The sequence below is a fragment of the Bacillus sp. AY3-1 genome (genome assembly GCF_008368785.1).
Classification (GTDB): domain Bacteria; phylum Bacillota; class Bacilli; order Bacillales; family Bacillaceae_G; genus Bacillus_A; species Bacillus_A wiedmannii.
On sequence record NZ_QORZ01000016.1, the window covers coordinates 744,505 to 770,744 of the forward strand.

24 protein-coding genes, 2 pseudogenes and 1 other annotated feature are annotated in these 26,240 nt (G+C 31.9%); of the genes and pseudogenes, 4 read left to right on the plus strand and 22 right to left on the minus strand.

Annotated features, from left to right (window positions below):
• Positions 1-79 precede the first annotated feature (79 nt).
• The 9 genes from DN389_RS15190 to DN389_RS15225 form a co-directional block, all read right to left on the minus strand.
• Positions 80-706, minus strand: coding sequence for a cadmium resistance transporter (locus DN389_RS15190; RefSeq protein WP_149237335.1), 627 nt, complete (start codon positions 704-706; stop codon positions 80-82).
• 289 nt (positions 707-995) lie between these two features.
• Positions 996-2,204, minus strand: coding sequence for an L-lactate MFS transporter (locus tag DN389_RS15195; protein WP_149237336.1), 1,209 nt, complete (start codon positions 2,202-2,204; stop codon positions 996-998).
• Positions 2,205-2,488: 284 nt separating this feature from the next.
• The gene (locus tag DN389_RS28460) at positions 2,489-2,632 is read right to left on the minus strand and encodes a hypothetical protein (protein WP_060486804.1); all 144 of its coding nucleotides are present in this window, start codon (positions 2,630-2,632) and stop codon (positions 2,489-2,491) included.
• A 31-nt stretch (positions 2,633-2,663) separates the two neighbouring features.
• A complete protein-coding gene (locus tag DN389_RS15200) occupies positions 2,664-3,680 on the minus strand; it encodes a serine hydrolase domain-containing protein (RefSeq protein WP_098190851.1) in 1,017 nt (338 codons plus the stop codon).
• Between the two features lie 102 nt (positions 3,681-3,782).
• Positions 3,783-4,046, minus strand: coding sequence for a heterocycloanthracin/sonorensin family bacteriocin (locus tag DN389_RS15205; RefSeq protein ID WP_060486806.1), 264 nt, complete (start codon positions 4,044-4,046; stop codon positions 3,783-3,785).
• Positions 4,047-4,244: 198 nt separating this feature from the next.
• Positions 4,245-4,691: an NUDIX domain-containing protein gene (locus DN389_RS15210; RefSeq protein ID WP_088092542.1), complete on the minus strand. Its 447-nt coding sequence runs from the start codon at positions 4,689-4,691 to the stop codon at positions 4,245-4,247.
• Between the two features lie 25 nt (positions 4,692-4,716).
• On the minus strand, positions 4,717-5,184 hold the full coding sequence (locus DN389_RS15215; RefSeq protein ID WP_149237337.1) for a GNAT family N-acetyltransferase: 468 nt from the start codon (positions 5,182-5,184) through the stop codon (positions 4,717-4,719).
• A 352-nt stretch (positions 5,185-5,536) separates the two neighbouring features.
• A complete protein-coding gene (locus DN389_RS15220; RefSeq protein ID WP_098190853.1) occupies positions 5,537-6,898 on the minus strand; it encodes a family 8 glycosyl hydrolase in 1,362 nt (453 codons plus the stop codon).
• Positions 6,899-7,036: 138 nt separating this feature from the next.
• The gene (locus DN389_RS15225) at positions 7,037-7,951 is read right to left on the minus strand and encodes a DMT family transporter (protein WP_071742474.1); all 915 of its coding nucleotides are present in this window, start codon (positions 7,949-7,951) and stop codon (positions 7,037-7,039) included.
• A gap of 149 nt (positions 7,952-8,100) precedes the next feature.
• On the opposite strand from DN389_RS15225, the pseudogene norG reads away from it, so the two are divergent.
• Positions 8,101-9,521, plus strand: a pseudogene (norG, locus tag DN389_RS15230) (efflux pump transcription regulator NorG).
• A 45-nt stretch (positions 9,522-9,566) separates the two neighbouring features.
• Here norG and DN389_RS15235 read toward each other — a convergent pair.
• Entirely contained in the window at positions 9,567-10,097 is a 531-nt protein-coding gene (locus DN389_RS15235; RefSeq protein ID WP_060486812.1) for a DUF4269 domain-containing protein, read from the minus strand.
• Between the two features lie 175 nt (positions 10,098-10,272).
• Between DN389_RS15235 and DN389_RS15240 the strand changes: the two genes are divergently transcribed.
• Positions 10,273-10,734 carry a hypothetical protein gene (locus DN389_RS15240; RefSeq protein WP_000021531.1) on the plus strand — a complete coding sequence of 154 codons (462 nt, stop codon included), beginning with the start codon at positions 10,273-10,275 and terminating at the stop codon, positions 10,732-10,734.
• Positions 10,735-11,005: 271 nt separating this feature from the next.
• On the opposite strand, the gene DN389_RS15245 is transcribed toward DN389_RS15240, so the two are convergent.
• On the minus strand, positions 11,006-11,869 hold the full coding sequence (locus DN389_RS15245) for a glycerophosphodiester phosphodiesterase (RefSeq protein ID WP_097857594.1): 864 nt from the start codon (positions 11,867-11,869) through the stop codon (positions 11,006-11,008).
• Between the two features lie 45 nt (positions 11,870-11,914).
• Positions 11,915-12,715: a GNAT family N-acetyltransferase gene (locus tag DN389_RS15250; RefSeq protein WP_149237338.1), complete on the minus strand. Its 801-nt coding sequence runs from the start codon at positions 12,713-12,715 to the stop codon at positions 11,915-11,917.
• A gap of 496 nt (positions 12,716-13,211) precedes the next feature.
• Here DN389_RS15250 and DN389_RS15255 point away from each other — a divergent pair, with 496 nt between their 5' ends.
• A complete protein-coding gene (locus DN389_RS15255; RefSeq protein WP_095205749.1) occupies positions 13,212-13,925 on the plus strand; it encodes a hypothetical protein in 714 nt (237 codons plus the stop codon).
• A 49-nt stretch (positions 13,926-13,974) separates the two neighbouring features.
• On the opposite strand, the pseudogene DN389_RS29330 reads toward DN389_RS15255, so the two are convergent.
• The 3 genes and pseudogenes from DN389_RS29330 to DN389_RS15265 form a co-directional block, all read right to left on the minus strand.
• Positions 13,975-14,130, minus strand: a pseudogene (locus DN389_RS29330) (methyltransferase family protein); the annotation flags it as partial.
• Positions 14,131-14,199: 69 nt separating this feature from the next.
• The gene (locus tag DN389_RS15260; protein ID WP_149237339.1) at positions 14,200-15,495 is read right to left on the minus strand and encodes an MFS transporter; all 1,296 of its coding nucleotides are present in this window, start codon (positions 15,493-15,495) and stop codon (positions 14,200-14,202) included.
• A gap of 112 nt (positions 15,496-15,607) precedes the next feature.
• The gene (locus DN389_RS15265) at positions 15,608-16,831 is read right to left on the minus strand and encodes a methyltransferase domain-containing protein (protein ID WP_149237340.1); all 1,224 of its coding nucleotides are present in this window, start codon (positions 16,829-16,831) and stop codon (positions 15,608-15,610) included.
• Between the two features lie 260 nt (positions 16,832-17,091).
• Here DN389_RS15265 and DN389_RS15270 point away from each other — a divergent pair, with 260 nt between their 5' ends.
• Positions 17,092-17,664: a DJ-1/PfpI family protein gene (locus DN389_RS15270; protein ID WP_000684442.1), complete on the plus strand. Its 573-nt coding sequence runs from the start codon at positions 17,092-17,094 to the stop codon at positions 17,662-17,664.
• 162 nt (positions 17,665-17,826) lie between these two features.
• On the opposite strand, the gene DN389_RS15275 is transcribed toward DN389_RS15270, so the two are convergent.
• The 7 genes from DN389_RS15275 to DN389_RS15305 form a co-directional block, all read right to left on the minus strand.
• Complete coding sequence (locus DN389_RS15275) at positions 17,827-18,633, minus strand: DegV family protein (protein WP_098191408.1); 807 nt, start codon at positions 18,631-18,633, stop codon at positions 17,827-17,829.
• Between the two features lie 200 nt (positions 18,634-18,833).
• Positions 18,834-19,340, minus strand: coding sequence for a DUF3189 family protein (locus DN389_RS15280; protein WP_000576338.1), 507 nt, complete (start codon positions 19,338-19,340; stop codon positions 18,834-18,836).
• Between the two features lie 207 nt (positions 19,341-19,547).
• The gene (locus tag DN389_RS15285) at positions 19,548-20,201 is read right to left on the minus strand and encodes a VanZ family protein (RefSeq protein ID WP_179955897.1); all 654 of its coding nucleotides are present in this window, start codon (positions 20,199-20,201) and stop codon (positions 19,548-19,550) included.
• Positions 20,202-20,310: 109 nt separating this feature from the next.
• Positions 20,311-20,904, minus strand: a complete 594-nt coding sequence (locus DN389_RS15290; protein ID WP_098191406.1) for a GNAT family N-acetyltransferase — start codon at positions 20,902-20,904, stop codon at positions 20,311-20,313.
• A gap of 4 nt (positions 20,905-20,908) precedes the next feature.
• The gene (locus tag DN389_RS15295; RefSeq protein WP_149237341.1) at positions 20,909-21,931 is read right to left on the minus strand and encodes a serine hydrolase domain-containing protein; all 1,023 of its coding nucleotides are present in this window, start codon (positions 21,929-21,931) and stop codon (positions 20,909-20,911) included.
• A 104-nt stretch (positions 21,932-22,035) separates the two neighbouring features.
• On the minus strand, positions 22,036-23,274 hold the full coding sequence (locus DN389_RS15300) for an MFS transporter (protein WP_098191405.1): 1,239 nt from the start codon (positions 23,272-23,274) through the stop codon (positions 22,036-22,038).
• Between the two features lie 65 nt (positions 23,275-23,339).
• Positions 23,340-23,598, minus strand: a binding site (T-box leader).
• A 177-nt stretch (positions 23,599-23,775) separates the two neighbouring features.
• Positions 23,776-25,914 (minus strand): penicillin-binding protein, encoded by a 2,139-nt coding sequence (locus DN389_RS15305; protein ID WP_149237342.1) that lies wholly within the window; start codon positions 25,912-25,914, stop codon positions 23,776-23,778.
• Between the last annotated feature and the right edge of the window lie 326 nt (positions 25,915-26,240).

A 26,240-nucleotide genomic window follows, 5' to 3' on the forward strand; every position in this document is an offset into this window, starting at 1 on the left:
TTAATCTAAAGGAATGTAATTATCGAAAATATTTACGTTGTTCGATTCTTATTAATTAAAACTTCCGTAAGTTCACACCTTAGTAGAATAATCGAATTGTATCACTGCGAAAAAGAATGAACACTCCTAAACCAATTAGAACGATTGGAACGATAATATGACAATTTCTCTCAATTACTTTAGCTAAAATAGGAGCTCTTATCAATTTGTAGCTAATAAAACACCATATTGCTATCATGCAAAAAAAGATAATTAATGTAACAATATTTGTTTTAAGATTTTGACTAGCGAACATCGGTATATAAATTGAAATATTATCAGCTCCATTAGCTAATGTAATCGAAGCTACTTTAAATAATGAACTAGAAGCGTTATCAATGACTTCATTACCTTTATAACAATGAAGTGACAATAGTCCTTTCACTCCCATATAAATTGGCACGAATCCTAATAACCCAATCCAAGATATAGGAATGAAAAAGGAGCTTAAAGAACCAATGATGCTCAGAAAAATAATTAAACTAAATCCTAAATATTGTCCAATAACAATATAAAGTTCTTTCACCTTAGTTTTTTCTCGGACATTTCTACCTTCTTTCTTAATTACTTCTGTCCTTACTTGTGAAAATAAAACAAGAAGTATAAAAATATCATCAATATTTGTTGAAGTGAATGCAATAAAAGAAGAAATTATAGTTGTAACCAATAAAAGCCAACTACCTTTATAATAAAATAATGGTATACAAATGAATTGCCTATCTAATAACAAAGGTGGTTAATGTAGTTTTATAACATGATTTCAGTACCTTTATAAAACAATATGAATATTTTACTAATCTGCTACTTAGTTCGTTGAGAAATAAATCACTTTATTACTTTTCAAATCATTTCATTTTGAATTAAGTAACTCTTTTCTTCCTACACATTTATTAAAAAGGGGAAATCAAATATTTTGTAATATAAAAAGAGCCCTTTATTAGGACTCTTTTCCAGAATTAAGCTACTTTCCGATATAAATGTTTTGTTTCTTTTTTCTTTTCTGCTTTTGGTGGACGAATTAATATTGAAATAACGAAAGAGATAACAGATAGCACACCAATTATAATAAAGGTTGGTTGAAATCCACCAAGTAGTGCTCCGATGAATGCTCCTGCAAGCGCACCAAATCCGAAACCTTGGTAAACAATTCCGTAATTTGTACTATGATTTTTCAAGCCGAAGAAATCTCCGACAATGGCCGGGAATATTGTAATGTTACCACCAAAGCAGAAGGCAACACTTGCTACACAAGCGAAATAAATGCCATAATTTAGCGGGATAAAACTTAAAGTAAAGACTGACAATCCAATAATAATAAATGTTGCAGAGACAATTTTCATTCGGCCAATTTTATCTGATAACGTTCCAAGAACAATTCTACCTACCGTATTAAAAATTGCAATCATTGCAACGGCGTTAGCTGCAGTTGCTGCACTAAGTCCAACGAGCTGCACTCCGATATCTTTTACCATACCGATTAAATATAGACCGCCCATACACGATGTGAATAGCATAAAAAACAAAAGATATACTTGTTTCGTTCGCATCATTTCACGAGGCGTATAATCATTGTGTAATGTCTCAGTTACAGTATTACTCACTATTGCTTCACGTAAGAAGAACGATCCGGTTAATACTAAAAGTAAAACGATGATACCCCAATATAAAAATGTTTGTGAAACACCAAGACTATCGATAAGACTTCCGTTTATATATCTAAAGATTAAGCTGCCCATTCCATATGCCGAAACAGATATGCCAGAAATAAGTCCTTTTCGATTTGGAAACCATTTAATTAAATTAGATAGTGATGTAATATAAGCAGTTCCATCTGCATAACCAACAACGACACCAGCTAATAAATATAGTAATGGTAAGGAAGAAACTTGCGAACTAAGTATTAAACCGAGTCCCAGAACAATCCCTGCAGTAGCGATGAGTTTACGAAGTCCTAATTTTTGCTGCAACTTTCCTGCAAATAAGGTTGAAAATGATAATGAAAAACTTGTTATGGAGAAAGTTATCGCTACGGAATTGAGGTTCCATCCAAACTTACTAACAAGGGGTTGATTAAATAAACTCCATGTATAAATTGTTCCAAGGCCAATTTGAACAATAATTGTACCTAGAACAATTAGTAACGGATTTATAGAAGTTTGTTTCATACTAACTGTCCCCTTCTTTTATCTTGACATGAATTTTCACAGTTAGTATAACCATCATCAAAAGCAAGATACTGTATGGAAAATGGAAATTGAATTCATGTACACAAAAAAACACTCCATAATGAAGTGTCTTTTTGTAGGTTATATTAGATTTACTTAAAGAAAGCTTTGTTAAGATAAGACATTTTCAAATGCTTATGTATATAGGATACCAAAATATTTCTGTCACGTGATGGGACTTAAGATGTATTTTTCATTCATCATATAGTCGGATGAACGAAAAATTAATATTCAATTTCATCAAAATCCTTTGGCTGCGGTACCGTTTGCATATTAGCTGCATCTTTGGGATCGCTATAAATTGCATTTTGCTCTGTATTTACATCTTTACTGTTTTGCTTTTTGTTTTTATTCATTTTATCTTTCACTTTCTCTCACTCCTTTTCATTATAGGAGTAATTATGCCCCATTACCGTTACGAAATGTATCAGCGACTAAATTGCTAAATTCACGTAAATAATATAAATAATTATCACCGCCGTAGTTATACCTTTTATTATACATTTTCGCAACAACTACATTATATTCAGGTATTACTAAAAGAGTCGGTCCTGTAATTCCTAATATTTGATACGATCCTTTCGGCACTCGTTCACCAAGTTCACTTGAAAGCGCAGGTTCATTTTGAACGAACCAAAACAACCCGTTTTGTGGTAGTTCATTGTTTGTAAATATTGGACTTTGCAAACTCGTAGCAATTTTTATAACTTCTTTTGGAACAATTTGTTTACCGTTTATCATACCTTGATTTAAATGAAGATTGCCCCAATAAGCAAATTCTCTAGCTGAGACAAATAGATTTTTTTCAGAACCATCATCTACTGTACCAATTTCATTAATTGCGTCTTCACTTGGATTATTAACAACTTTAACTAAGTTTTCATCTTTCTGAATTCTCCAACCTGTTTCTTGGAAGTTAGCTAAATCAAATATACGCTCCTTTAACAATTCAGGAAAACTTTTGTTATAGAGCTGATAAATAAGACATGTAATCATTCTTACATTAATATCTCTATACGCCCACGCTTGTCCAGGTTCAAATTCACGAAAAATTGTCCCGTCGTGCGTTTCTCCTAAACCGTGCGAATGTGTTACTAAATGTCTTATCGTTGTTTTACCAAGTAATACAGGATTAAAGTCTTTAAAATACTTTATCGCTTCCTCATCAATAGAGTTTATTTTCCCCTCGTAAAGCGCATATGCTACCATTAAACCTAAATAACTTTTTCTTGCAGAAGCAACGTTGAATTGTGAAGATGCTGTTACTTTTTTACTTGTAGATGTATTTGAATGATGGCCACTATAATGCTCTAGTACGATTTTGTTATCTTTTATAATGCACAGTGCTGTAGCAGAACTATGATTTTCTTCTTTTATATTTTCTACCCAAGAAATTAACTTATCGTATGTATACAAATAAATCCCCCTTAACACGAATAAAGAATTAAAACATGAAAGAAAAGTATAAAATAGTATTTACACCTTTCTTTCATGTACACCATTGTTAGTTTTCTATACTTAAATGATCCACCAGTTCCAGCAGTTAAAACAACCGAAACATCCAGCGCAGCCTACACAACGACCACCACAACCTCCACATCTTCCGCCGCCACATCCACCACAGCGACCACCACAACCTCCGCATCCGCCGCAACGACGTGCATCGTCTTGAATGTAATAGTATGGATATTGATTTTGTTGTAGTTGATCCCAATACACAACATTACCAGATTGATAATCATTAAGGTTTAATGATTGTAGTTCTTGTTGAAACTGATTCATTACGAAACCCTCCATTTATAAAAATAAATTCCGTCCCAATGTTACAGTTTATATATTTTTGCAAACAAAGTAGAAATAAGGCTATAGACTAAATGCGTACATCAACAAAATATGAACTTACGCTAGGTGATGTACCTTGTTTTTCAGCCTATTTTCTTAATCTCCTTTCAGGGACGTATTTACTATTAATAGAGGTGTTTAAAAATTGCTAATCCAACAGTTTAGTCGTTCATCGCTTAATTTCCTTTCTAGTAACTCTTTAACTGAAGGTACTGGCATGATTTTATACGTATGTAAAGCTTCTTGATTATAATCTATCCAGTGAAACGCTAAATGAGATTCTTTAGATTTTGGTATGAAATCAATATGTAACTCTTGTGAATCTATTTCAAAAATGTGATTAATTTCATGATGAAGAACTTCTCGGTCTTCCCATTTGTTTTCTATTACGCCTAAAAATTGTTTTATACTACAGTTTACTCCGAGTTCTTCTCGTAGTTCTCTTATTAATGCATTCTCAGCTGATTCGCCAACTTCAACATGACCACCTGGTAAAAAATAATGATGGCCAATATATTCAGCCACTAACAATTTTTTATCCTTTATCATAACAGCTCGTACAATATGATGAAATTTATTTTTCAATTGTTATTCCTCCCAGTCATTTACTTTATATTTGATTAACAAATAAACGATATACTTGCTCACCATCATAATCATGTCCCAATGGTTGAAAACCGTAACGTTCATATAGTTTCTTTGCAGAGATATTATCTTTATGTACTGTTAATCTAATTTCCTTACACGCCTTACATGTATTTTTTATTAAGGAAATACTTTCTTGTAATGCCGCTTTTCCAAAACCATTACCTTGCTGCTTTTGATCAATAATAAATCCATTTATCCAATACATATCAGTTGTTTCTTTTACAACAGCATGCATAATAAAACCAACCATTAGATTGCCGTCGTATATCGCAAATGGTATGTACTTTACATTGTCACCATCTGGTTTTATATACACTTTAGCTAGTGAAACTGCTACAGCTGGCACAAATTTCGTCTGATTTTCTTTAACTTGTAACTTTAAAGCATCTTCCCAATTATCTCTCGTAACAACCTTTAACTGGACATTCAATATTTTAAGCTCCTTTATAAAGAGAATGTATGTATATATTCAACGTAGTAAAATAATTCCCTGTTTCGACAGCGACTTATAACATAGTTTTAATAAAATCTTGAATAAATTTTTCTTCATCTAATGGGGTAACGTTTCCTACTTCTAAAAAGACACCACCCATGAAATATATTCTTAATACTTTTTCCAAGAAATACTCTCCCCTCATAAAAAATAGATTTATCAATAGCTATTTATATGAAAAAAGCAAGTATATCTATGCAAAATTTAAAATGGATAGTGTTTTACAAGATATAAAAAAGGAACTAGCATATGCTAATTCCTTTTCCTAGGTAACTATTCTCAAATTCGATTATTTATCGTATCCTTCATACATTTCATCATTTATTAGATTTTGTGTTTTTTTATCATCAGGTACAGGCTTCCACCAATTTCCCGTAATAAATAGCATAGTTAATAAATTATAACTATCACTAAAGTAGCTTTCTTTCTTATTCTTCATCCAATCCCATCCACTATTTACCCACTTTTGATTATCGCTTTTCGTTGTACTTGCAGCAATAAACGGTGACACAAATACAGCAGTTGGATAACTACCTATATTTGATCCATTTAATTGATAACCATCCACTATTTTAGAAGGATTTCCATTCGTCTTATTTTGAATCCATGAAGAGACTTTGTCAGAGATAACTTTACTTCTTTTCTCTCCATACATCGCATAGTCCATTACAATCCTTAATGGTACCCGACTAGCATTGTAATAATATGCATTTGTATACTGTGACTCATTTAAGAAATCTTTAGGTGCTGGTTGTGGTGGATTTTTCACAACAAAATCTGAAATGAGCCCCGTATTTGGAGAGTATTTATTGCTAAATTGTGTATAAACATCGTACAAGTTATTAATAACAGTAAGCCAAGTTTTATCACCTGTAAATTCATAAAATGCTCTAAGGTGTGACATCATCCAATCTGATGGCCTTGTATTAAGTGAACTTTTAGAATCCCAATCTCCTAAATTTAGTCGGTTATTATTTGTAACATTACTAGCTTTAATACCTTTTGTAATCATGTCTTGTGCTTCTTTCAAATAATTAACCGATCCATTTGATCCCCACTGCTTATGAGCAAGAAGAAGGGAATACGCAATATCTAAATCTCCATCAGTGGCAGAATCAAAATGTCCCTGTGCTTTTTTACTATCTGCTACAACCCACCCCATTAAATTAGGATTTTGAGAGCTTTTAAAAGCCCTTGCTGTTTTAAATAAACCATCATAGATTTTTTGGGCATTCGAATCATAACCAGCCATTAATACTGTAATTATCATCCCATATCCTTGACCTTCTGAAGTTCCAAGTGGCTTAAACCCATCAGCATCACCGGTAATTTCTCCTTTTACATAATAACCACCAGGTAAAGAAGATAAATCATTTTTTAAATATTTCTTTTTCCAATTATCGTAGTAATTTATCACAGAAGCATTTAAGCTTTCCTGTGTAACATGATTAGGTTTTATAACACCTGCATAATTAACTTGCTGGGGAAATGGTTTCATTTCTTTTGCGGTCGCTACTTGTTGATTAATTACGGGGATAGAATTTTGTACTGAATTGTCCGTTACATTTGCTGCAAAACTAGAATTAGAAAAACTAGCTAGCCCGATTCCTATAATAGAAATACATGTAAAAACTTTTCTTTTTCCATTCATTATGTTGTCATCTCCTTTTAAAATGCTTACTACACAAAATGTAACATACAATATTTAACTGAAATACAAAATATTATATTTATCAACATAAGAAAGAAACTATATAAAAAAGTATCATAAAATTATTTTTGAATTACATTATACTGATTGATTATTTGCTAGATTCCTATGTTTTTCTTTTCTTAATACTGGTATATGAACAATCACAATTCCAATTATAGTAATTCCCCCGCCAATTATCGAAACAAAAGTCGGCACTTCACCTAACCATATCCAAGCAATAAAACATGCAGTTACTGGAGTTAAATATAGAGAACTTGTTGCCTCAGCAGCACCAGAATGAGATATGATATATGCCAATGCGATATATGGGAGTACTGTTGGAAATAAACCTAAATATATAACGCTCAAATTCACTTCAATTGGAGATGCCAGTATTTCTTGATAAACTCCTGGTAAAAAAATAAGCATACATATAGTACTAGACAAGATTGTATATATGGTAAATGGCAAGAAGCCATACTTTTTCAAGTAAGAAGTTTGGAAAACGAAAAATAAGCTTTCTGAAATCGCTGCTAATAAAATAAATAATCCTCCACTATTCAATTGAATAGCATCTCCTTGACTAAATGATATGAAAGCAATTCCTATAAAACTAATTACACCACCGATCCAACCATTTAATTTCATTTTTTCATTCAAAAAAACAGATGCAAAAATAGCCGTTACTATAGGTGTGACTGAAACAATTAAACTTGCAGATCCAGCATTTACTGTTTTTTCGCCGTAGTTTAATGCAATGTGATAAAAAGTAAATCCTAAAGCACCAAATATAAAAATTGCTGGGATATCCTTTAAATCTGGCAGTCGTAACTTGTATATAAAGGAAAACAACAGAAGAATAAATGAAGCGATTAATAAACGTAGTAAAGTAAGGTGCTCAGGTGTATAAGATTCGAGCCCCATACGAATTGCTGGAAAGGCAGTCCCCCATATTAAAATCGTAAAAGCATGAGCACAAATAATCCGAAAGTCCCATTTTTTATAATTCATGTTTTTTTCTCCCCCTTCAAACCAACCACTTTATAATTACCAATTATTTCTTTTCATCATATTTAATAGTTGTTACAATGTCTTCAACCAGTTATTTATCGTAAAAACCAACCACTTGGCATTTATAAAGTGAACGAGGGAGTTTTTTTATGACAACTAATAAAAAACTGCCTAAGTATCGGCAGATAGTAGACTATATGAAAGAAAAAATTGAAAATGGAGAATGGCCTATTGGAAGTAAGATTCCTAGTCAACGGCAGTTAGCCAAATTATTTCATGTAAATCGAAGTACTGTAATAACTGCGCTAGATGAACTTATGGCAGATGGATTGATTCAAGGGAAAATTGGAGCAGGAACAATTGTAACAAATAATACATGGTCATTATTAGCGACGAATCCCCCGCCTGATTGGAGTGACTATGTAAAAGCTGGTATTCACAAACCTAGCAAGTTAATGGTAAGAGAAATCAATGAAGCAGAAGCAAATAAAAAACTTATCCATCTTAGTAAAGGTGAACTTGCGCCTCAACTTTTCCCGCTAGAAACTATGCAGTCCATTATGAAAAGCGTAAGTGACGAAATAGATTATTTTGGATACGAAGAACAAAAAGGTTTTTTGCCGTTACGTGAAGCAATTAGTAAATACGTAAAATCATTCGGAATACATACTTCAGCCAGTTCTATATTAATCGTCTCTGGTGCATTACAAGCACTCCAATTAATATCAATTGGTCTTTTGCATAGAGAATCAACCGTTTTACTTGAACAACCTTCTTACTTATATTCACTTCATGTATTTCAATCAGCAAATATAAATCTATCTGGTATATGTATGGATCATCACGGTATTTTACCTAACGAATTAAATATAATCAAAAGAAAAACATTTTATATTCTATCCCTTGTTTTCAAAATCCAACAGGGATATTAATGTCTCAAGAACGAAGAAAAGAAATATTAAAAATATGTGAAAAGGAACAGTTACCTATAATTGAAGATGATATTTACCGAGAGTTATGGATTGATGAACCACCTCCAGCTCCTTTAAAGTCGATAGATAAACACGGACATGTATTATATGTTGGTAGTCTTTCTAAAACACTTAGCCCAGGACTTAGAATTGGATGGATCATTGGACCCGAACCAGTTATTGATAGATTGTCAGATATAAAAATGCAAACAGACTATGGATCGAGCTCTTTATCTCAAAGAGTTGCTGCTGAATGGATAAATAAAGGTTTTTATGAAGAACATGTTGCAAACGTAAGAATTCAATTAAAAGAACGAAGACAATTCATGATACGGGCTTTAAATAAATACTGCGCAGATGTTGCATCGTGGGATATTCCTAGTGGTGGATTATTTATATGGCTAAAGATTGTACCTAACATTCCGATGAAGAAATTATTTTCAGAGGCGCTATCAAAAGGAATTCTTTTAAACCCAGGACGTATATATGAAGAAGAATCAGATCGGTACATTCGTTTATCATATGGATATGTTTCTCCAGAGCAAATAACTAGCGGAATTAAATTGTTGAGTGAATTAATCCGTAAGCTCATGGCATAACAAAAACTCCTCTTTTAACTATAGAGGAGTTTTTGTGTATCGTATTTACCACAATCTCATTTCCTGTCCCAATAAAATAAGTTCGTCATAAGGATCTCCGTCAATATTTAATACTTGAGCAAAAGCAGGTTCTGTTTTTAAACCGTTCTCTTTTAAGCGAAGAATTTCCTCCCTTATATGGGGATGCTGTATTAATAGCATGTGCTCTACTATCATATGTCTATATGCATTTTGGTTACGTACTGGCTTAGGCTGAGCAAATAATTCAAATTTAAAACCTTCAAATTCAAAATTTACCTTTATCGATTCTGTAGTTTTAATTTTTTTCTTTTTTATTTTGAATCCTTTATAAGAACCGTATAAAGATCTCATTTCCTGTTCAAAAACATCAAAGTTATGTACTTCCATTACTATATCTAAGTCAGATTGAAGCGTATCAATTCTAATAGGAATTGTCCCGCAAAGAACCGGACTATACAAAATTAAATCCTCCATAATGTTAAGTTTATTCAAAACATCATACACTTTTTGTTGCTTCTCATTCCCAGATTGTAAATATGTAATAGATGTAAACATGGAAGTCTCTCCTTCTTTTCACGTAATACGTGTCTCCGCTAAGTTCAAGAAAAATTTGTCTGTTTATATTTGTGCTAGGAGTACATTTATTTCAAAATATTAAGGTGAATAAACAATGCGTTTCAACTTTCCTCCTATACTGCAATACTATAAAAATAAAAAAGGAGGAATTATTATGAGCATTTTTCACATTCTTTTAACCATCCACATATTATTTGGAACAATATGCTTAATCACCGGTATTGTAGCGATGGTTGCTCAAAAGAAGAAAGGAAAACATACGGAATGGGGTGAAATATATCATGCATCCTATGTTGTCATCACCCTTACTGCAATTATATTATCCATTATAAGCTGGGATAAAATCGCATATTTATTTTATGTAGCAATTTTCTCTTATTCATTTGCGATATATGGATACCTCGCACGAAAAAAACGTTGGAAAAATTGGCTCCATCACCATATTAGAGGTATGTTAGGTTCTTATATTGGTGCCGTTACCGCACTTTTAGTAAACGTCGGTATTCATATTCCCATAATTAATTTATTACCGCCTATATGGTTTTGGTTTTTACCTACATTAATCGGTATTCCTCTCGTAGTCAGTGTATCAAAAAAATATAAAAAGCGTAGTTAAAATTCATTACAATTTCGTTACTTTCTAATGGTAATTACAAAAAATCATACTCAATGTAATATTTTATTAACAAATTCAAATTCATATTGCTTTAAGTTCGTCACTTGGAGCTAAATAAAAAGAATCCAATAAAAATATTGGATTCTTTTTCGGATTTCATTTCAATATCGGCTCTATGTATTCAATGATGTTACCATTTGGACCACAAACTATCTTTGTATACTTGTGGGTACTTGTTGTATTGATTCAGTGATAATTACACCATTATAATTCAAGATTGTAATAACGAATGTAAACGATCCGGGTAATTCGTAAACATCCCGTCAACTCCCCATAGAAGTAACTTTTTCATATCTTTTTCATTATCTACAGTAAATGGATGAACTTCTAATCCGTGTTTCTTTATTCTCTTTACATAAGCTGAATCAATATATTTATAGTTCATCCCAATACCGATACAGTATGTTTTATACTTTTTTATCTCTAATTCAGTTAATTGAACTGCCTTTTTGTAAGGTAGTAATTGTACTAGAGGTATATGAACATCTAAACTATGAATTTTTTGCAAACTTACTTTACTAAATGATTGAATAATAACTTTATCACTTATTTCGTAGTGCTTTATAATTTCTAATAACTTTTCTTCCATACCGGGATATTCATCTGGCGATTTTGTTTCAATGTAATAATTAGTACTATTCCTGAACGTTTCAATAATTTCCTCTAGTGTTGGAACTGTAGCATCCTCAAATTCTTTCTTTGCTAAAGCTGGATGCTTTTCATTGAAAAAAGAACCTACATTTAGTTGCTTTATTTCTTCTAATGTATGTTCCTTAACTAGCCCCTTACCATTTGTAGTGCGGTTTACTGTTTCATCATGCATAGCTACTAAATGTCCATCTTTTGTCATTTGAAGATCAATTTCTATATAATCTCCTTTTAATTGTTGTCCTAGTTTATAAGCTTGTATTGTATGTTCCGGCGCATACGCAGAAGCTCCTCTATGTGCAATGTTTTTTATATGATTTGATTGATTAATAGCTTTTGTGTACTTAAGTTCATTTACTTTATGAAAAGCAAAAGTGACTATTACTATAAAGGTGAAAATGATTGTAACGATATATATTTTTTTCATAATGATGTATTAACTCCTACATGAAAGCAATTTAGATTGAATAATTTATTCAATTAAACGTCTATTTTCAAATACAGTCATTTGTCCAACAGATTGAAAACCAGCCTTTTTATAAATATTAATCCCATCAGGTGACGCTTGTAATACGCATTGAGAAACATTTAATTCCTTTGCTTCTTGTAGCAAGTAATTAAACATAGTAGAGCCAAATCCTTGCCCTCTCATTTCTTCTTTCGTTGCTATATCATAAATACCAATACTATCTTTTGTACATACTAATGAACCAACAGATACGACTTCATTTTTAAAAATCCCTAAATATAGTTTCATATTCTCACTATTCCATAAATCGAAAGAAGCAGTTTCATTGTAGAATGCTTGTACATGTGTACCTTCCTCTGAAGTACCAAATAGATTAGCTAACGTTTCCCCCAAATTTTTAATTTGTCCTGACGAAGATGCTTTTTGTATCGTAAAACCTTCTGGCATGTTTATTGTTGGATGAATTGTTTTTAAGTCTGCTATCATCGCGATATTTTGTTCTGCTTCTTTTAAGCCAAGTTTTATTAATTCGCTTTTTATAGTCTGCTCATGCCTATCATCCCAAAACCAAACACTCATTGGAAATTTCTTTTGATTATAGTTGTTTACCACTTTATATAGTTTCTCAATACCTTCCGTTAAATTATTGTTTAGTATAGTAATGATATTAAATGTATCTGCCGGTAAACCACAGTCGACAGCAATGTAATCCTTCGTTTCTTTTACATTCATTCCATGTAACTGCCGCGCAATATATGAGGTTTTATATGTGAAGTTATCTATTAGTAACTGTTTATAATTCATTCATTTTGCTCCTTTCATAAAAATTCGTTTTCGAATTCTTCAGTATTAAATATAACACATAAGAAATGTATCTATTTCTATAAAAATATCTCTATACATTACTCTTTTTGCCCTAAAAGAATTAAAAATGATATAACGTTGTCGGAATGAAAAAAGTGGTATATAATAAATAGTAACATTACTAGTAATTATTTTAGGTATTCCTAGAATAAAGGAGCGATACATATGAAAATTACTATTTATTTCGGAAGTCATGAAGATCAAGATGTTCGTACTATGGACTGTCATTTAGATGTAGAAGATGCAGAAGAGATCGTTTCTGTATCATAATATAAATAGTTGGGATGAACCCTCTTCCCTACAGCGTTTAAGGCACCTTTTACAGGTGTCTTTTTTGTTGTTTTTTTCGTCAAAAACCCTTTACTTTAGAGCGTTTTAATAGTAAAATATAAATATACGAACAAACGTTCTTTTTATTTTAATTGTACATGAAGGGATGATTTTTACAATGGCTCAAGCAAAGCGCAGAGGAAGAAAAAAGCAAACACCTATCATTTCAAATACAGGCTTTATCGGCTCTGTCTTTATTGATACATTGGAGTTACAAAAGAAATCCTATTATTTCGCTCGTAAAAAACTTCAAATTGTTCATCACGTACTTGATGGCCTCTCTGGGGCAACAAGTTCTCTATTTAAAGAACATAACATTTCAGCATACATGTCATGTGTGTATTTACATAAACAAAAGAAAATCGGCTTTGTTCTTTCAACGAAACCATTTGAACAAAGTGACGGTGTTGCTTACTTTATAAATTATTTAATCGAAAAGAATTTTTACGGTAATGACGAAGATGTAGAATATCAAGAAGTATTTAATACAGGTTTTATCGGTGTAGTATTCGCTGATTTATGTAGCATAGATCGCTTTAATTTCGAGTTTGAAATGGGTATGTTAACGAAATTAATGAAAGATATGATTATTCCGGTTAAAGAACTCTTTTTACGCCACAATGTACCGGCCTACATCTCCACTTCTCATTTAGAGGAACAAAACAAATTAGGTTTCGTTCTATCTGTAAAACCATATGATGAACGTGCAGAAGCAGATTTATATTTTGAGGCGTATTTAAAAGAACGCGGGTTATTTAATGGTGATGAAGAAGATGATATTGATAAGATTGTTATTAGAAAAACAGCTGAATTACGATAGAAAAGCGCAGGATGATGATCCTGCGCTTTTTATAATTTATGAAACTGATTTACCAAATAAACGGTATTAGTTTTTTTGTTTTCTGTTTATACACTGTAAATTGTTCACCGTACTTATTCTGTAAGTAATCATCAGATTGCGGAATATAGTCAAAAACAAATACAAAGAATAGGCCTATAGGAATTAACAAACAATAAATTTCGTTTTATAGTATTTGCTTTTCTTAGCTTGAAAGAGGTAGCAGTATCCATTCTATAAATAATCTAAGAATCTACTAAGCACTATAATCTTTCGAATGAACCTCTAATATGAAACGATTTGATGAAACTTTAATTACTATGAAATATAAGAATCCCCCTACAATTGGAATGGTGTACGCTGGGATATAATTTAATAATAGACCGGATAGTGCCATTGCTATAGGGAGCATCATTTTACCTATACTTAATCCAATGCTGAGAACCCTTCCCCTGTATTCATCGGGAATCTCATTTTGCATGAAATAAATTAAAGGAATATCAATTAACGCTATAATAAATCCTAAAAAGATCATAACAACACAATACGTAATAACGAATACTAAATCATTCACTTCAAAACTTTTGAATAAAACTGGAATTCCTAAAATAATCATACAAACTGATAACATAGAACTTAGTTTTTTCAAAAGATAAGAGTAAGAAAAACGATCAGTTATCTTTTTTACTACAATTGCACCAATTATCATCCCTACTGGAAAAGTCCCTTGAATGATACCAAATTGCTTAGAACCAAGATTGAGTACTGTGTTAATAATGTATGGCAATGGAACAGTTACAGCAAAGCCTAAGAAGAAATTAAACGAAATTAAAATATGAAACGTATTCTTTAAGCTTTCCTTTTTAAGTAAGTAAGAAAACCCCTCTTTTATATCTTTAATAAAATTAACTCCTCTTTTTGAATTTCCCTCATTTATGTTGTACTCGAACAGTCTAAAATGAATAAATAGTAATGCTATCCCTGAAAGAATAAAAGAAATACCGTTTATAATTATAAAAGTCTTAATATTAAATACTGAAAAAACGATGCCACCTAACATAGGGCCGAGAATTACAGATACAGAATCGATAATTTTACTTATAGAATTAATACTCATAAGCTTCTCTTTAGAGACGATATTTGGTTTTGCAGCCTCTAATCCTATTCCAAAAAAGGTTGTAAACACTGTCATAAGAAAGGTTGTAGTATAAATGATGAATAAGTTTAATCCATAATAGCTGCTTAATATATAAACAGCTATTAATAAGCATCCACTTAGTAAATCCATACAAATAACTAGTTTCTTTTTATCAACCTTATCAGCAATTACACCAGCAAAGGGATTCAAAACAATTATTGGAATCGTTCCTAATATGAGCGTAATCGCGAAATTTAACGCAGATCCAGTTATTTGTAAAACATATAATCCTAGCGCGAAACTATACATAGAGCTACCGAATATTGATACTGTTTTTGCAATTGAATATAAACAAATATTTCTTAGTTCTTGGTTTCTTTTTTTATTTTCTATATGTAATCGTAAACTTCCCATCACTTTTCCCCCTGCCTAATTTTGTGTTACGTACATTGTAAGTTCTTGGGTCAACCCAATAACAATATGTACTATTTGAAAAGTTTTCAGGGAAAATAAATAAAAGATGGGGTTAACCCCATCTTTTTCCGAAAAATGAATATGTATAAATTTCTTCTCCTTGAACAAAGAAATCCTCGTACTTTCCTCCTCGTTTCAAATAATTTGAAGTACTTTCATCGATGGATTGAAAGTGTAGATTTTGGATTTCTTTCGTTACTTTTGAAAGTGTAAAATTTTCTCGAAAGTTATTTGTAATTTGGCTATTTGAGCTAAAATTTTTAAATAAAATAAATAAACTTACTAAATAACAATCCGTTTTAAAAAGTGGATTTAATTCGTGAAGTAAAAAATCCTCATGCTCAAAACTATAATTGCTCGTACCAGAATGATCAATTACTACATCAACTGACTGATTCTGAATAGGGATATTCAAAAAATCAGCACAGATAAAGAGAATGTTTCTTTTCGGATTTCTTCTCGCTAATACATCTTTTAAAAATAAAAGTTTATTTAAATCTCGATCCACTGCAATGTATAGGCAATTTTCGGGCAGTTCTTCATAAATGTTTCTCAAAAAGAATCCAAGTCCCGATCCTAAATCCAGTATTAATTTGTTATTTAAATTTAAATGTACTAGTTTCTTTTTCGCCCATTCCCCTTCCCTATGCATATTTTCCAAATACGCATTATCAGTTTCATGAATATAATCCGAAATAGTATCTTCAAGTGACGTTTGCTCATTTACTTTAAATAATTTACCCGCAGTTATAATTCCTGAAGTAATAATATATTCTTCACCACAATTACAAATTAGCTTCCCCTCAGTAATTTGATTGTTAGTAATAATTCCATTTTGAAGAATTAGTTTTTCGCTACACTTAGAACATGTAAGTAAATGAAGTACGCTTAAATCTATCCCTATAATTGAATTTGAAGTTTCATTTGTTAATAATAAATCTTGTAACACTTCCTTTAATTTATCCCGCCTCTTCCCCAAAAGCTCTATTTCCTGTTCCATCTTGTCATATTTCAATTTAAATAAAGATTGGTAAAAAGTATCATTTTCGTAATTCATAGATTTCGCTAAATTTTTATAAAAAAATAGTTCTTTAATTTCATTCAAGCTAAATCCTAGATCTTTGTAATGTAATATAAGTTCTAAATCTATTTGACAATACTCATCAAAAAAATAATGCCCTCCCCTTTTTTCAGGAATAATGAGACCCAGGTCCATATAATGTCTAATTGTATCAATACTTATGTTATTTAATTCTCCAAATTTACCTATTTTCATAGCATCACTACCATTTATATATTTTTTTATATAGATTTCTATTTTTATATTTAAAAACCCTTTAAACTTTCGAAACAACATTATTTACGTTATGTATGGGATATTTGAATTCCACATATTTTATAGGTGTATAATCCTTTTATTTAATTAAATTTCCATCGCATAGAATATACAGGAATTTACAACTTAATATAGAACATAAAAAGGAGCAGTTTATATTCTAAATTAGGGGACATACATACGGAATGAGGGATTAGAAAATGAAAATTGCAATAGTCTGTTTTGATAACTTTACTGATATAGATGTTTTTCTACCATGGGATTTATTAAATCGTGTACGTTTAGTTGGCGGTATTTCTGATTGGGACGTTCAACTATTAGGAACGGGAAAAACTCATATATCCATGTCTGGCTTACGTATTCCCATGACAGGAAGCATATCTGATATTCCGTCTGCTGACGCTGTAATATTTGCAAGTGGTAAGGGTGTACAAAATTTATATAAAAATCAAGAGTATCTGAATAGCATTCATGTAGATCCTCAAAGACAATTAATAGGATCTATGTGTTCTGGTTCATTACTACTAGGAGCTAAAAAATTACTAACAGGTAAGAAAGCCACTACATATCCGTCCGTAGTAGAACAGCTTAAAGAATTTGATGTAGACGTTATTGAACAAAGTTTCGTAAACGAAGGAAATATCTCGACTGCTGCAGGCTGTTTTGCTGCTCAAGATCTCTCAGCCTGGATTATAAGAACCCTAATCAATGAAGAAATGGTCGATACTGTTCTAGAAACTGTTCAGCCAGTAGGCAAAGGTTTATATTTTTAATTTCAAATCAAGTTGAGGGATTGGTTGCTCCTTAAAACGATAAAATGAGCCTTTTTGTTTGATGGCGACATGATATGCCTCCAATTTCAATTCAATTAAATAAAAAACCCGTGAATCATTCACGGGTTTTCCTCTTAATAACTAATAACTAATAACTAATAACTAATAACTAATTGCTATTGTACCTTCACCTGCATGAACCGCAAATGAAATTGGTAATGGATATAGTTTAAAGTCCATTTCAGGGAATGCTTTTCTAATATCTGAAATCCATTCCTCAGCTCCATCTTTATCGTTAGCATGGAACATATGAAGTACTTTTGGTAATTCTTTTTCGAGTTCATTTTTAATGTATTCTCGACATTTTTGGATTTTGCGAACTTTCTTTTCAAGTAAAAGCTCTCCACCTTTTACTTCTAATATTAAGTTGACACTTAATAAACTTCCAAGTAAAAATTGAACTCCCTTTACACGTCCACTTGCGTAAAGGCCTTTTAAACTTTTCGGGAATACGTGGAAAGGTCTTCTTTTTTCATCTACTAATGTTTTGTGTATATCTTGTAACGTCATACCATCATTGTATAACGATTTCGCTTTTCTAATTAGTTCATCCATTGGATAACTTGTTGTTTCACTATCCAATACCGTTAATGGGAAACCTGCCATGTCTGCAGCTAACTTCATGTTTTGATAAGTTCCACTTACTTTTCCGCTAATAGCAACTGCAAATCCCTCTTCATATTCTTCTTTGCATTTCGAAAATAACTCTACCATTTCCCCTATGTTAGGTTGTGATGTAGTGACAGTTTTACCTTCGTTTAACGCATTATAGACGCGCTCACGCACACCATCTTCACAATCTTTGTACGACACACCATCAATAATAATTTCAATTGGGATAACAAAGTTATCTCCTTCTGTTGTAAAACTCGCAGTTGTACTATCAGTAATCCAAGCAACACGCTTCATGTTGTTCCTCCCTTAATTCAATTCCTCTTTTCTAACTTTTCTATATATTTATGTTACGAAAAGAGAATATCCCTGTAATAGTAACAGGACTTTATTGTTTTGGCTATAGTAGATGAATAGTAAATGTGAATATTTTTTGTCATTTTCACGAAAAAAAGAAGAAAATCGAGGTATTTGCCCAATTTTCTTCTTTTCATTCATTATTTAAAAGTTTCATTATCTAAAATTACAACATAATCATTCGTCAATCGGCCAGCTTCCTTCGTATAACTAACAAGTCTTTGTATGTTATCACAGCTAAGTTTTGCTCCCCATACGAGTAGTGGTACACCGATAAAGTCGATGTGGAACCTTCTAGAAAACAGACCACCGAAAGTCATTGGTAAAGGAACAGTTGGTGATGTATTAGAAAAAACAATCTTTTCATGACTTTGATAATGTTTTTGCAAAATCTCTCCTAAATGTTTCATCGCAGGTACAACGATTTTTGATGCACCACATCCAATTGTATAAACCGGATTACCATTTTCGTCTATTCCATGAAAAATGATTTTGCCCATATCTTCTGTTTTTAATTTATTAAAGTAATCTACATTCAAAATTTCTTCTTTCGTTAACTTACGATCAGTTGGTAATTTATTTAAATGATAAGCTGCAGCAAGTGAAGTTGAATGTGTTCCGCCAAAATCTGTATAAATGAATATCATATTATCATCCCTTGTTGTAAAAGTTCAATGTTATTTAGTATTACCGTTCACAGCATTGATAAACAAAGGATGAATGTATTTACAATTTTTTTGTTAATTCATTTTATATTTTTGGGTTATACTCTCGTCTATTTATTACGGTACATAATGTAATAATCGTAAGCATTATTAATAAAAATAAACATATCTATTAACACGTATGAACTGTTAGTTATCAATAGATTCTACACTTTTAGAATTAGTCTTATTTAATACTTGAATATTAAATTTACTAGCTAGCATTAAAGTGATTTTATAAATAAAATATCCTACAATAGAACCTATAACGTTAAAAATCACATCATCAATATCAGTAATACGTCCCCATCCACTAAATAAAGACCCTGTTAGTTGTAATAATTCAATACTAATTGATATAGCTAAACCTAATAAAATAGTGTTTTTAATTTTTTTGAATTTATCCCATATAATTGGTGCTAAAAATCCTAAAGGCATTAATAATAAAATATTTCCACCTACATTTCTTACGATGAGACCAATCATAAATAGAACATCACCATCATAAGCAATTCCTATTTTACCAATATCTTTAATAATTGAAGCAAAGGGGACAATATTGATTGAAAGTCTTATATTCTCGATGCCCGTTGGAAAACCGATTGGTATAGGAAATAAAGTTATTGCAACAACCATACCAATATATATTACGAATAGAAAACTAATTAGTTCTTTCCACCAATTCACACCTTTTTTACTTTTCATTCCAATAAAAATACTTCGTACAATCAAATAACAGATAACTCCTACTATGATAAACACACTACCATTGATCATATACAAACTGTTAACACATCCCTTCATAGTAATATTTTATAAATCTTTAGATATAAATATAATGTTATTAAATTCACTTGTATAGAATTATATTTCATTCTAGAAAACCTTTATTTTATAAATAAAGGTTTTCTAGTCAACTAAAATACTTTTCAAAACAAAAACAATCATGAACTCGTTTAAATTGTTTTCTTATCTCTTCTTTATTTTCACCTGTATAATGAGCAAATGTTTGAACTGGATATAACTGATCTATATTACTTTTCATTACACCTTTTATCTCGTCTGTATGATCGGAATATACGTGTAAATATGAATCTACGTTTACAAATCCGTTCTTTTCATACCATTCGTGAACCCATAAATTGTCCCTAGTCCACGCTTCCAATCGATTTAGGTTAAGTTCTTTCGCTAACTTTTCTGCCGCATTTAATAGTTGATTAGCAATCTTCATTCTACGAAAATCCGGATGAACTGCAATATGCCAAATCATGCCGCCAAGACCAATTCCTCTTGAACAAACTGCACATTCTTCTAATTCATATTCGATATCTATTAAACCCACAATTTGATTTTCATATACTGCTACTAATTCAATAGCAGGATTTTCATATTTTTCTTTCTCTCTAAATACATTATCGTAATATGCTGTATCTAAAAAAGATAACACACGACAACGTACCCAACCAGTTTCATCCTCTTTTCTATACGCTCTAATTTCTATATCCATATAATTAAAAAGCTCCTTCTATTTCTGTCATTAATTTTTCGGGTCCTGCTCCTTTATTTGATGGAATAACTAATGTAATTCCTAAGCCTGGATATACGGCTGAGCGAAAACTGACTCCTGGATCATATCCCATTACATGATATTTGAATATCTTGTTTTCTCTTGTTTCAATCCATATTCCATAGCCGTAAGACTGATTATTATTTACTTGAATATGAGGAGTTAAAAGCATGTTTGTATATTCTCGGCTTATGATTTCATAGTTAAATAACGCTTCCCAGAATTTCAGCATGTCTGGCGCAGTAATAAAAGCACCACCATCAGAACCACCTTTTATTGGTATAGAGTAGGCGTTTGTTCTCCAATTTTGGTTAATTTCGTCTTTTATATATCCTAGAGCTGTGTGTCTTGGTAATCTATCTAAAGAAAAATAGCCAGAATCATTCATACCAATTGGATTGAATATGTTTTTTTCTATATACTCCGTAAATTTAAGTCCTGTCTGTTCTTCGATTATTAATCCAAGTATGATAAAACCTGCATTGTTGTAATGAAACTTACTTCCAGGTGCAAACATCATATTTCTGTTTTGGAATAATGGTAAGAAGTCTTTTAAATTTTTTAATAGATACATAGGAGTTTGTTTCCAAAGATCTTCGAAGTTATCCATAATACTTTCATCAAAATAATCTGGAATACCCGAACTATGCGTCAAAAGGTGAGGTATTGTAATGTCTTCATTGAAGTTTGGAAAGTTTATACGTAAACAATCTTTTAACTTTGTTTGAAAAGTAATTATCCCCTTCTCAACAAGTTGACAGATACCGATAGCAGTGAATATTTTACAACCGGAGGCAATTCCGAACCTTGTTTGTAGCGTATTATTTATACATTCATTGCGATTTGCGTAACCAAACGCCTTTTCATAGACTAAGCCTTTTTCTTCTTTTACTAAAATTACCCCAGAGAAATCTATATGCTGATGCATTTCTTTTACAATGCTGTCTATTTGATCTTTTGTTTTCATTACAAAAACCACCCTCGTTTATCAATATTGTTCACCCTTCTTATATTTCCATATATAGGAGGGTAAACCCTCCTATTGAATACCATAAATCAAAACCAAGGTTACTATTTTGAATTGATTGACTCAGAGGAATACACTTTAGAATGTAAGGGCAATAAAGTAAATACACACAATATGATAGTTATAAGCAGCATTACCAGTGAGCCTACAATAACCACAAGTTGTATAGAAATAAATTGAGTTGCGACTCCGAACAAAATCGTAATTAAAATGGTGATGCCCGCAATCACAAGCCCATATATACTCCCAATCCGTCCCATCATATGGACAGGGACATTATTTTGATAAAAGGTATAAAATCCTGTATTTGCATACGCCATAGAGAAAGATAAAATAAAGAATCCGATAGCAGCTATTAAAAATTCATTTGAAAAAGCATAAATTAAATAACCGATTGCTATGAATAATGATCCTATTCCAATTAAAAATGAAGGCGCTATTTTTTTGGATAAAATTGTATTTGTTATAGCTCCTAAAATAAACCCGGCTCCAGCGATACTAACTAAAAAGCCATATTCACTATCTGTTAACAATAAAACTTTTTTCGCAAATGACAATTCAAGTGAATCAGTTGCGGCAACTAAAACCATCATCCCTTGAAATAAGAAATACACAAAAACAATATATAAAGATTTTTTACTGAAATTTAAAACGATGTTCCAATCTTTTTTTAGTACAGCTAAAGATAACTTATCATTTGACGTAGTAATATCGGATTTTTTATCAAGATTAGGTAACAGCAATGTAATTACTCCTGATATGAGAAATGCTATAGCATTTATATATATAGCAAACTCCGGTGTACTTGCTATTAACAATACTCCCGCTATCGCTGGACCAATTAAAGATGCACCAGATCCTATTAAACTACGTAATGAGTTGAAACGTTGTCTTTGCTCTACTGGAACTAATTTCGTCATATATGTCATAGCAGTAGGCTCATAAATCGCATTTGCCATACTAATAAAGAATACGAATACATAAACAACCCAAAGTGATGGAAGTAACGGTAAAATAGCGATAAATACCGCACGATATATATCGAGGTGAATCATTAACTTCCGTTTATTTAAACGATCAATCATACTTCCTGACCAAGCGTTTGTAAATAAAGCGGCTAATGGTTTAATTACATATAAAGTAGCAACAGCTAAGGCTGATCCTCCCATATTATAGACAAGTACATTTAGTGCTATTAAGTAAATCCATGCCCCTAAATTCGCAATACCAACTCCAGACAGTAGTAATAATGGATATTTCCAATCTTTAAGTAAGTTTTTCATTTTAGGCCCCCGCTTTCCAAATTGTTTTGAAACAATAAAAAAATCCCACCCCCAAGACTTTTAGTCTTAGGGACGAGATTTATCATCGCGGTGCCACCCTAGTTTGTTAATATGTCGCCATATTAACCTTATCAGGTACTGCATTCTAATTCATGCTTATACCATAGCTCTATAACGGGAGCTCCCGTCACACTATCCCCTAATAAAAGGTTCCGATGTGCTGCTCAGAGGCTTGGTTCAATAAAGAATTTTTACTCCTTTTCAGCTAAATGGAGCTCTCTGTGAAAAATTCATTTTATTTACTCTTCTCTTCACTGCATTTGATTTTTTCCATATTATCACAATTTCATTTAACTGTAAATATAAAATAATCAGATATTTACCGACATGTCACTGGTGATTATCTTATTTATTATTTTTTCAAAAAAATTACGGTGCGTGAAATTACTTAAATCTATAAAAAAAGAGCCTATTGTATATAGACCCTTCACTTTATCCAAATTAGTTTGTATTCGCCTCTGCTAACGGTTGTAACGGTGGTTCCAATTCTAGGATTAATGCATCGCCTTCTTGTATATCTTGTCCATTTTCAATACTCTGACTCGTTACATAGCCCGTGCCTGTAGTTTTTAAATCTAATTTTAATAATTTTGAGAAATACATAACATCACGCATTGACCAACCTTGTAAATTTGGCATTTTTGCGTTCTTCCCTAATAAAAATATACGATCCCCTTCACTCATTACTTCACCAGATTGCGGATATTGTTTTATTATTTTTCCTTCGCCTAAAATTATCGGTTGGAGCTTTTCTTTTTTCACACTATTCTCTACTGTATCCATTGATTGATTGACATAGTTTTGTACTTTTAATTGGGATCGTTCCGTTGCATCTGCCATTTGTTTTTCTGTATATGGTTTCACCTTTAAATATTCAAGGCTATTTTTCACAACTGGTTTAAATATTTCAGCAAGCGGCTGAGCTCCATACTCGTCTCCCTTTAACTTTGGCTGTTTAATAGCTAAGTATACAATTAACTCTGGGTCATCAATCGGAGCCATACCTAAAAATGAAAAAATATAATTTCCTTTCCCTTCCATATATCGTCCATTTTCAGGATTCGGAATTTGCGCTGTTCCGGTCTTACCTCCTATTGGATAACCATCCACTTTATACATTGTACCAGTACCTTTTGAAGACGTAATAACACGCTCCATTAAATTCCTTACCTCGTCCGCTGTCTCTTTTTTTATCGGATTCCCAATTTCTTTCGGTTGATTTTCCATAATAACTTGTTTGTTAGTTGGATTTACAACTTTGTCAACAATATATGGTTGCATCATTTTTCCGTCATTTGCTATAGCAGTAGCTGCTTGGATTAATTGAATGGGAGTTACTGTAGAACCTTGTCCGAAAGAAGTTGTGACTTGTTGAATTTGTGTATTTAATAATAATGTGTTTTTACTTTCGCCAGGTAAATCTATTCCGGTTTTTTGGTTGAATCCAAATTTATTCATATATTGCTTAAATTTATCCGGTTTCAATAACTGATCTTCTAAAATAGAAAAAGCTACGTTGGATGATCTTTCAAACCCTTCATCAAATGTAATAGATCCCCATCCAAACCCACCGTTATGATCTTTTATATCAGATGAACCAACTGAATATTTTCCAGATTGGAAATATTCTTTCCCGTTATATACCCCTTCATTTATTGCAGCAGCTAACGTAAATACTTTCATTGTTGAACCTGGTTCAAATGCATTTGCGATTGGGTCATTTAAAAAGTATTCAATATCGCCTTTATTAGGATTAAAACTTGGTTTACTAGACATCGCTAAAACTTTCCCTGTCTTTGGATCCGCTATGATTCCTACTAACATAGAAGGATCATAGTGATCTTGTGCCTTATTCATCGCTTCTTCTAAAAAACTATTAATTTGTTTATCAAGCGTAAGGTACACGTTATTTCCATTTTTAGCGGGTTCTATTTTTCCTATATCATTTGTAAGGGGGATGCCTTTTCGTGCTCCCACATATTCTATTTTCCCATTTGTCGAGCGCAAATATTTATCCAGACTCTTTTCAAGTCCGAATTTCCCTTCTGTATTTCCTTTATCGTCAGGTCTAGCAAAACCAAGAATATAAGATGCAAAATCTTCATTTGGATACACTCTTGCTTTCTCTGGCATAAAAGAAACACCCGGAATTTTCATTTTCCCGATTTGTTCTTTCAATTCTCTAGATAAATTCCGACCAACTTTTCCGATTTCAACTTGCGTACGTCCATCATGAAAATTTTTTAATACATCCTCTTTATCAATTTCAAGCGCATCAGCTAATTGCCTTGCGGTTTCATCTTTATTTTTCACTTTATTTGTTCCTTTTAAATTCACAACAACACGATATGTTGTGGAATCTTGGACTAGCACTTTTCCAGCTTGATCATAAATCGTGCCACGATTTGCTTCCAAAACACCCTTTTTATTATGTTGTTCAGTTGCAAGGTCCTTTACATTTACATTATGGACGACCCCTACTACTTGAATATAGAAAAAACGCAAAAGCATAATTAGAAACAAAACAATAAAAGCAACCATAAAATACCGCGCGCCTTTATTCGTTTGAAGTTTATGCATATTTATCCCCTTTCTTTCACAATTAACTACTGCAGAGGTGTGCTACAAATTATGTAATTTTTGCTTTCAATACTATATGTTTCGAACTTTTCCTTTTAATTCCTTTAAATCGTTCTGAAAGTAGCTGTTGTTTCTGTTTTTATTTTTCTATTTACAGTACGGTGCGTGAAATTTACGAATATTCCGTCACAAGATAGTTAACTTATACAAATTTAATAGGAACTTTTGATGCTAATTCCGTTGTTCTTTCGCCACTCTTTTCATACGCATACCCTTATCTTGTGCATAATAAAAAAGTTCCCTTCTGGATTTCCAAAGGAGAACTT